The organism is Bartonella sp. AP9QHHD, assembly GCF_042195625.1.
In the GTDB taxonomy this organism is placed as follows: domain Bacteria; phylum Pseudomonadota; class Alphaproteobacteria; order Rhizobiales; family Rhizobiaceae; genus Bartonella.
On sequence record NZ_JBHIOP010000068.1, the window covers coordinates 1 to 2033 of the forward strand.

The 2033-nt window shown below is 39.3% G+C and carries 1 protein-coding gene and 3 pseudogenes; all 4 read right to left on the reverse strand.

Annotation, left to right across the window (positions count from 1 at the left end):
- Nucleotides 1–195 (reverse strand): annotated as a pseudogene (locus ACFIK4_RS05450) (hypothetical protein); the annotation flags it as partial.
- Nucleotides 196–200: 5 nt separating this feature from the next.
- Nucleotides 201–662 carry a hypothetical protein gene (locus tag ACFIK4_RS05455; protein ID WP_375675354.1) on the reverse strand — a complete coding sequence of 154 codons (462 nt, stop codon included), beginning with the start codon at nt 660–662 and terminating at the stop codon, nt 201–203.
- 8 nt (nt 663–670) lie between these two features.
- Nucleotides 671–1200 (reverse strand): annotated as a pseudogene (locus tag ACFIK4_RS05460) (hypothetical protein).
- Between the two features lie 12 nt (nt 1201–1212).
- Nucleotides 1213–1949: pseudogene (locus ACFIK4_RS05465) on the reverse strand (antA/AntB antirepressor family protein).
- Nucleotides 1950–2033: the final 84 nt, after the last annotated feature.

Genomic DNA, 2033 nt, shown 5'->3' on the forward strand with positions numbered 1-2033 from the left:
GGCACAACAATACGCCTTGGCATCATTATAAATCCAGCAATCGTCTTTTTGACTTAAATTGTCTTCATACTCTACAAAGCCGCCAAGGTCGCCTGCTTTAACATCACCAAAATCTTTTAATGCACGTATGCGGTAAAGCGTAATGTATCCATCAAACTCAATTGTTTCATCAGTAAGTTCGTATTTCTTTTTCATGGTTACTATTTCTCACGTTCTACGATTAGGGTGGAGCCACTAATTTTACAATTTCCAGCAATGTCTACACGACAGCGAATATATGCTTGATTGTAAATTTTAGCATTTCCGTAAACGTGTACACTTTCCCCTATAACAGAATTCCCATAAATCCGCGCATAGTCAAAAACCTTGGCATTATCTCGAACAGAAGCACCACCAACTTCGGCATAATCATAAACTTGTGCATTGTCATAAACGCGTGCATTCCCATAAACCCGCGCATCATCATAAACTTTGGCATCACCGTAAACGTGTGCATTGCCAAAAATCCAACAGTCTCTCTTATGGCTTAAGTTGCTCTCTTTTTCTATAAAACCGCCGAGGTCACCTTTTTTGACATATCCAAAGTCTCTTAAGGCTCTAATTCGGTGAAGAGTTCTTCCATCAAACACAATTTTTTCATCAGTAAATTCGTATTTTTTCATCTGGTTTGTTACCTAGTTGAGATTCTTTTATCGCCATCAATCCAGTCGTCCCAACATACACATGCTTCACCGTAAATTTTTGCATGACCGTAAACATGCGCATCACCGGAAACTTCTGCATTGCCGTAAACACGCGCCCTATCATAAATGTATGCCTTTTCGTAAACTTGTGCATTGCCATAAACTTCTGCATTATCAAAAACGTNTCACCGTAAACTTCTGCATCACCGTAAATGCATGGTTCATCGCAAACTTCTGCTTTGCCATAAATACGAGAATTGTTGTAAACATGTGCATAACCGTAAACTTGTGCATTTTCGTAAACCTTAGCATCACCAAAAACCTTGGCATAACCATAGACTTTTGCATAATCCCCAATCCAGCAATTACCACGATGCGATAGGTTGTCTTCTTTCTCGATATAGCCTCCTAAATCACCTTTCTCGACGTTTCCAAAGTCTCGTAATGCGCGAATGCGGTGGAGAGTTTTGCCCCCAACTTCGATTGTTTCATCAGTAAGTTCATATTTCTTTTCCATAATGATAGCCTCTTAATGCATGCTTTGTCTTTTAAGCTCTTGAGACAGCACCCCCATGCCTTTTGTTGTGATTTTTGCTGAAGGAATGACTTTTTCAGTTCCATTTTCGGTTTGAATAGTGAGGGTTGAGCAATCCATTAGTCCTTTTTGGATTTTATCCTGATAAGGCAATAAGCGATCCCCGAAAGTGCGTCGATACACCCATCCTTTTTCTGTAGGAAGAGAATGAATTGGTTTGGTTGCATTTCGAGCACTTTAGCGGCTTCAGTAAGACTGAAGAGCCCATCAGAGCGTTGCAAGCTTTCCAGAGCCATTGCTTTTGGTTTTAAATCTTCAATGATGATGTGTTTACGCTCATTTTCATTTTTTAGATGAGTTAATACACCTAACATTACTTGTGGACTTGAGTAATCGATTTGTGGTGTAACAACTTGCTTTGCACGCCGCTCGCATTCGATAAAGTATTCTCTTGCTTGCTTTCCTTTTTTATTACGCTCGACCATGGCAAGCTCTTTCGCCATGTCTAAGGTAAGATAGTATTCTACTGCTATGGCATTGTTCGCTTCCATTTTTTTGTGGAAGCGAATAAAGTCCCTTCCATCAAGGAAAGCATAGGTCATAATACGTTTTTTTATCCAAGTAGAAAAATCTTGTTTACTCTCCAAAAAGACATGTAATTCACGTGCATTTACTGTCTGAACGCTTTCTTCGTTAATGGTGTTATTTGTAATAGCGATAGGATTATTCATAATTTTACTCCATCCGATAATTTAATAAGAGGAAAGAGGGGGGCGCTTTTAAAAACGCCCTCTGTAGTATGTATAATGTGGGTA

Excerpts from the sequence above, each read along its gene's own strand:
- ACFIK4_RS05455 (WP_375675354.1), bottom strand. The coding sequence starts at position 662 with ATGAAAAAATACGAATTTACTGATGAAAAAATTGTGTTTGATGGAAGA.